At 41.3% G+C, this 6,445-nt stretch carries 6 protein-coding genes; 2 read left to right on the forward strand and 4 right to left on the reverse strand.

The window, feature by feature from the left end; genetic code table 11:
- The first annotated feature begins 31 nt into the window (after positions 1 to 31).
- Complete coding sequence (locus QZ738_RS09025; protein ID WP_293786738.1) at positions 32 to 862, forward strand: M12 family metallopeptidase; 831 nt, start codon at positions 32 to 34, stop codon at positions 860 to 862.
- Between the two features lie 278 nt (positions 863 to 1,140).
- On the opposite strand, the gene QZ738_RS09030 is transcribed toward QZ738_RS09025, so the two are convergent.
- Together QZ738_RS09030 and QZ738_RS09035 are read right to left on the reverse strand one after the other, a co-directional pair.
- Positions 1,141 to 1,380: a hypothetical protein gene (locus QZ738_RS09030; protein ID WP_293786740.1), complete on the reverse strand. Its 240-nt coding sequence runs from the start codon at positions 1,378 to 1,380 to the stop codon at positions 1,141 to 1,143.
- Between the two features lie 199 nt (positions 1,381 to 1,579).
- Complete coding sequence (locus QZ738_RS09035) at positions 1,580 to 2,824, reverse strand: DUF2252 family protein (RefSeq protein WP_293786742.1); 1,245 nt, start codon at positions 2,822 to 2,824, stop codon at positions 1,580 to 1,582.
- A gap of 519 nt (positions 2,825 to 3,343) precedes the next feature.
- Here QZ738_RS09035 and QZ738_RS09040 point away from each other — a divergent pair.
- Complete coding sequence (locus QZ738_RS09040) at positions 3,344 to 4,060, forward strand: hypothetical protein (protein ID WP_293786744.1); 717 nt, start codon at positions 3,344 to 3,346, stop codon at positions 4,058 to 4,060.
- Between the two features lie 453 nt (positions 4,061 to 4,513).
- Here QZ738_RS09040 and QZ738_RS09045 read toward each other — a convergent pair whose 3' ends face one another.
- Together QZ738_RS09045 and QZ738_RS09050 are read right to left on the reverse strand one after the other, a co-directional pair.
- Positions 4,514 to 5,269: a LytTR family transcriptional regulator DNA-binding domain-containing protein gene (locus QZ738_RS09045; protein WP_293786746.1), complete on the reverse strand. Its 756-nt coding sequence runs from the start codon at positions 5,267 to 5,269 to the stop codon at positions 4,514 to 4,516.
- Between the two features lie 11 nt (positions 5,270 to 5,280).
- Positions 5,281 to 6,351 carry a sensor histidine kinase gene (locus QZ738_RS09050; protein ID WP_293786748.1) on the reverse strand — a complete coding sequence of 357 codons (1,071 nt, stop codon included), beginning with the start codon at positions 6,349 to 6,351 and terminating at the stop codon, positions 5,281 to 5,283.
- Between the last annotated feature and the right edge of the window lie 94 nt (positions 6,352 to 6,445).

A 6,445-nucleotide genomic window follows, 5' to 3' on the forward strand; every position in this document is an offset into this window, starting at 1 on the left:
AACTTAGTATTAAAACTACAAAATCAACATTATGAAAAACACAAGATTAGTTATGCTATTGCTGGGGGGATCGCTGTTGCTGTCTCAGGCCTGTAAAAAAGCGGCTGAAGATGATGCCAAGTTATCATCAGCAAAAAGTGCCTCTGAAATAAGGCAGGGTTATTATTTGGGATCATTGATCAGTTATGAACGAATTGACGGTAAAAATATCTTTAACGGTGATATGGTTATTCCGGATGAACAGATTACCACAAAACTTCCGGAAGTAACCACTGAAGGACATGGGCCAGCTGGTGCATACAAATGGCCAAACCATAAAGTATCTTATCGGTTTGCCGCTGGATTTACGACTGCGCAGACTAACACGATATTAACAGCCATGGCCGACTGGACAGCAAAATCTGGAATTATATTCGAAGAGGTAACTTCGGGCTACTATCTGACTATACAGCCTGGTAGCGTAAATAATTGCACGGTAGGTTATGTTAGCGGGGCCACAATGAATCTTTCCAATCCGGAAGCTAAGGGCATCGTTGTTCATGAGTTAGGTCATGCTATCGGGTTACACCACGAGCAGCTACGTGCGGACCGTGACTCCTATATTCTGGTAAAGTGGGACAATATCAGTACATCAGCTCAATCGGGTTATAATAAGCTTACAGGTATGAATTATGGGGGGACAACATTCGATATTAGTTCGATCATGCTTTATGGATCATACAATGGTTATGGTGCCATCAACAGCAGCCTTCCAACCACCACAAAGTTAGACGGTTCTACCTGGATCGATAATTCATGGAGTGGTACAAAATCACCCTCCGCCAAAGATGCCAGCTGGGTGAAAACTATTTATGGGATTTAATTTTGGGTTTTTGTCAATTTGTTAGAACCCGGTATGTAATGTCGCATGATATTAAATATTTCAAAAATGAAAAACGGGAACCTATCCTAAGATAGCTTCCCGTTTAAATCTAAATTAACGCTCTCGTATATATAAGCGTAATTTTTTGCTGTTTATTGTGTCCGTTAAAAAAAATATTGGGTTTTATAAAGGGTATCAAAATATTGATCATCGGCAGGGCTAACTTTCTCAAATTTAGTAATACACTTTGTTTCCGGTATTATAAACTGATGATTTGTTTAGCTGTGTCCGGCGGCTGCAATATATTCAGGGTCCACAGGCGAGGCCGTATCGCTCGGCGTATTATCAAGATAAGATTGTTCAAGTTTGCCCAGTAAGGTTTTAAGTTTACTGATCTTAGCGATCACTTCATCTTTTTGCGCTGAATTGTGCTCCGGAGCACCATCCATGGCGTTTATCGTGTCTATGGCATAGTCCATAAACCCTTTTGCATTTTCGGATAATGTTAAGTTTTCCATATTGGTATTTATTGGTAAGCATTTGGTGCGAACGCTATTGTAATACAAAATTTCGGTTAATTGGTTTGAAGTAGAATAAAAATTGATTATTTCTCTGTGTTTTCTATTAAAGCGATCGCTTAGCCCTGTGATGGTTTGGTGATCAGTTTTGTTAAACGTGGCAAAAAAATAGTGTCATAAAATGTGCAGCATTGAAGGATTAATCCAGCAGCGGCTCAGGTTTCTTTTTATTTGTTTGCTGGCGCTCGTATGCTCCGTTTCTATAATCCTGCTGAAAGGCACCATAGTCTGCACATACCAGGGCTGCCTGCTCGATGGCGATATTAAGGATTTGTTGTTGCCACCCTCTTTCGCTGGCAAAAGCTTTCAGCTCATCTTTTGTGGCAGCACCATCCATTCCCGAACTCCTGAGTTGAGAGGATGCAGTAAGCATGCCCATATCATCAATTACCTGATAAAGTTTCCGGTATTCTGCTTTGATGAGTTTGAACTTGAGGGTATCTTTTACCGGCTGTAATTCCTGCACAACGTAATCTTCTCCTTTGAATGTTGCGGTAGAGAGCAGTGATGCCGAAACATGTTGCATGCGTTTCTGTACAGAAACAATGCGCCTGGCTTCATTCTCCCATTCGGGCTGTGGAATATCCAAAAAGGGCGATAGCGAAGATGGGTAAGCCTGTTTCATGTCAAGAAGCAGGTATCGGTCTTTTTTTCGCGTGCTTTTCAGGAGGAACAAAAATCGTTTCTGTCCGAGGCTGCCGGTTCCGGCAAGCCGGTAAACTACATCTTTAATGCAGTAATTGTATGGGCTGTCGCTGTTTTGGGATAGCCAGTTTTCCATGTGGCTGATCAATTCGGCTTTCAATTCTTTTTTTAGTTTGAAGTGACGCTCGTCACTGGTGTCAAGATGTAATTTTCTTCCTTTTTTAAATGTCCTTTTATGTAGTAATTCATCTGCAGAACTTCTTTCCGCACGTTTTAAAAAAACGCCGGTAATGCCTTTGGACGTTCTGGGATCCAGATCCATGGCTTTTCCACCAGTTAGGGTCGTACCATAGCTTTTCAGGAATAGTACGGCCATATTCATGGCTTGTTCCCCGTCAATCTCCAGGGTTTGGAAAGCGATAAAAATGCTGGTTACCAAACGTACCACCTCCCAAAGTACCGGTGCCTTTATAGCCTCATCGAAATCATTGAGATCAAAGTAGACCAGTTTATTATCACCTCTGTAACTGCCAAAATTTTCAAGGTGCAAGTCGCCACTGATCCAGCCTACGGGCGATTTTGGCATTGTTTTCAGCGAAGCAATCCTTTCATAGAAAAGATGACAGGTGCCACGGTAGAACCGGAATGCGTTTTCGAGCATGGCGCTGTATTTAAGCCTGATGATGGATGGCAACCGGTTTCTATTGAATGCTTTTATTTTATCGGAACGTTCTGACATATATGTATAACTTATAGCTAGTACAACCTGAAAGGCATAATGGTTTTGACTTTGTGTTAGATACAGCTATCAGGCCATAAATTTTTTCTCCGGTTTGCTGTACCAACTGGACTAGGACGCTGGTTATTATTGGTATTTTGTGTTGATGACCAAATTGTTCACATCTATAAACTTGACTCGAAGCACGATTTCGTCTTCATTTTTTGGAAAAAATATTTGACATCTATTCTAATAATCGTAATTTAAGCGAAATTAAACCCGCAATACAAACGTCTCTCTAATGTTTAAAGATCCCTTTTCTTTTTACGGCAGGATCCGCCGTACGGAATTTGCCCTAACCCAAATCTTTTATTTCATTGTTCATTTTTTCGTATTGATTGTTGAGAACAACAAGTCAGTTGGGAGTTGGATTGAACTAATCAAATTATTGCCGATCTATCTGTTGCTATCGCAGGATCAAAATTTTCGGAAATAAACAAGAAAAAATCATTTAGAGTAAAACGTTAAATCCGTAAAAATATGAAGTCTCCAAAAACGATATCCATTTTACTGTTACTCACCCTCTTTGGCGCTACGCTTCAGGCTCAGGAGGTTGCAAAGCCTGATCCGGTTACAATTGTTAAAAACTGCATAGAAGCGAGGGGTGGCGAATCCTTTCTCCGTACTATTACTACTTTGTATAGCGATCTGAAAACGGAAATGGAAGGTAGAGCGGTAAATTACATCACCAAAGAACAATTGCCAAATAAGGGTAGTTTTAAGATTGTGTACAAGGGCAGAACCGTCTTTCAAAATTGGTTTGATGGGAAAACAGCTTTTGAAACCGTTAACGGAGAAGTGAAAAAAGCAGATCTGGCGGAGTTTAAGGACAAGTTTGATAGAAAAAATATTTTTAATGAACTGGATTGGATTATGCCCGAATTATGGACGCTCGAATTTCTGGGCGAAGAGAAGGTAGGAGAGAAGGATTGCTATAAGATCAGGGCAAAGCGTAAAAGCGGGCTGATACAGCTGTTGTATTTTGACAAGGAAAGCAAGCTGCTATTGCGTGATGATAAAGTAGAAGATATCAATAAAAACAGTTTTGCGACGACACTTTATTTGACTTATAAAAAATATTCAGGACTTACCTTTGCTTCGGAGATGAAAGTTGGTGATAAGGACAGCTCACAAACCCTTACTGTTGTTGAGCTGAAGATTAATGCTGATGTCAGCGAGGCTGACTTTAGGCCGTAATTTAGCTTAGTTACAGCAGTTTGTTTAACTGGTAAAGAGCTGCTTGTGCGGTTCCAAGTCGTTTGACGAAATTTGTTGTACACCAATCACCATTTCAGATATTAGTTAAAAATCATATCCGATAATATTGTACAAATCTATCCAGTTAAAAGAATCATCCATACTTTTGTTTTCGATATAATTTTTTAAGATTTCAAAAGCTTTTTCTTCGTGTAATTATTATAATGCAGCCTGCTCATGGAGTCTCGCAAAGAGTTGCCATAAAGCGTTTTTTTATTTGTAAAAAATAATTAGCGGTAAGGTTATAGCGGGTTGGGATGACCCTTGTTGACTTTTATGATATGTTTCTTATAGTTAATTCCGGGTCCGGGCATAATGTTTCAGTAAATTGTCTTTAATTAGCTAAGCTATTAGATTTTGATTCCATAACAATTGCGGTTTTAGAATAGGCCTTTACCGGTCCAGCCACAATTTAAACTGAGGGATTCTGATACGGCTCACCATCACTTCTGCCTGACGGTCCCTTTTCAGGACGACTTTCAGTTTATCGTTAAAATATTTGTGGATGCTGTCAATGCTGTTGATATGCAGGATATACTGGCGGTTCGCCCGGAAGAAATACTGTGGATCAAGCTGCTCTTCCAGCTCCTCCAGAGTATACGGCACGGCGATGGAAGTTCCGTCCAGCACGTGGAAGTAAACATTTTTATTTTCCAGACAGATGTAATCGATCTCTTCCACCGGAATCACCTTGTAGGTTTCCCGGTAATGCAGCAGGAAACGGCTTTTATAAGTTTTCTCTCGGGTACGGAACATTTCCATGATGGCACTGATCTCATCTCCGGAAATTTTCGGCTGCACCCGTTTTACCTTTTCCAGTGCTTCTTTCAATTCCTCTTTTTCGATAGGTTTGAGCAGATAGGCAGCACCGTAGACCTTAAAGGCCTGTAATGCATACTCATCGTAAGCCGTTGTAAAAATAACGGGCGAATTGACTTTTACCCGGTTAAAAATTTCAAAAGATAGTCCGTCCGCCAGCCGGATATCCATAAAAATGACGTCCGGAGCGGGATTTGCTTCCAGCCATTCCACACTTTCCTGTAGGGAAGGAAGTATTTCCAGCAGTAGGGCTGCAGGATCCGTTTTCCCTACCAGGCTTTTCAGCAGTGCTGCGTTATGGGCTTCGTCTTCTATAATCAGGTAATTCATTGTTCCGTTTTTTAAATGTTCAAGAGCGGCAGTGTAACTTCAAAAGAAGTACGGGTTTCTGTGATTTCCGGCATTTTACCTTCCAGCAGCTGGTACCGCTCTTTGATATTCTTCAGCCCCATACCCGTACTTTTATAATCGATATTGATGCGCTGAAGATTATTTTTAACGACAATTGTACCGTTATCATCGCTTACAATCGATAAATACAACGGTTTTTTCAGAGTAGACATATTGTGTTTTATAGCGTTTTCCAGCAGCAGCTGCAATGTAACGGGCGGAATACCTTTCCTTCTGTCTGCTTCCGGCACATCAACAGTCAGATGGATGGTTTCACCGTGCCGGATTTTAATGAGGTGGAAATAGGTTTCCACGAACCTCAGTTCCGCATCCAGGGAGACAATGTCTTTTTTACCCGTAGTGAGGATGTACCGGTACACTTTAGAAAGGCTGGACAAAAATTCCTGTGCCGCTTCTTTATTGATCTCGATGAGCTGGGTCAGGATGCTGAAGTTGTTGAACAGGAAATGAGGATCCAGCTGCAGCTTTAAGACTTCCAGTTCGGCTTGCAATGCATTTTCCCTAAGCTGGTGCGACAGGATTTCCAGCTTATTGGTTTCCATAACTTCCGATTTCCATTTTTCGAAAAAGAAAAAGGAATTGTAGAAGCTGTTGACAAAAGCAGCAACTACGATATTTACCACGAGATAATTCCGTACATCGACCTCCACCTCTCCGTTTCCGTCAGCAGATTCCGGCCACAGCTGTTCGTAAAATACATTTTCCAGATACAGCAGCAGGAACATGCAGACAATGACCACACCGGTGGTCAGGACAAAATGAACCAGAATATTGTCTTTCAACCTGTTTTTCCTGTTCACCCAACCGGACAGCAGCCTGATAATCCCGAAAATAACGGCATACATCGCAATGCCTCCGGCAATGGTGATCCAGATTTCTGTCCAGAGGGCTTCCGTATAAAAATCCCACCATTTGCTTTGTGGGTTCAGCAGGTACTGGATCAGATTTGCCAAGGCCACTGAAACCGGCACGCCGCTCCACTGGAAAATGGTTTTCCACATCGATCCTGACTGGTTTTTCAAATTGCTGCCCATCTAATTTCCGCCTAATGATTTATACAAAGCAAGATAAGTATTTATTTCCTTCTGGCGGGCA

The sequence above is a fragment of the uncultured Pedobacter sp. genome (assembly GCF_913776295.1).
GTDB lineage: Bacteria > Bacteroidota > Bacteroidia > Sphingobacteriales > Sphingobacteriaceae > Pedobacter.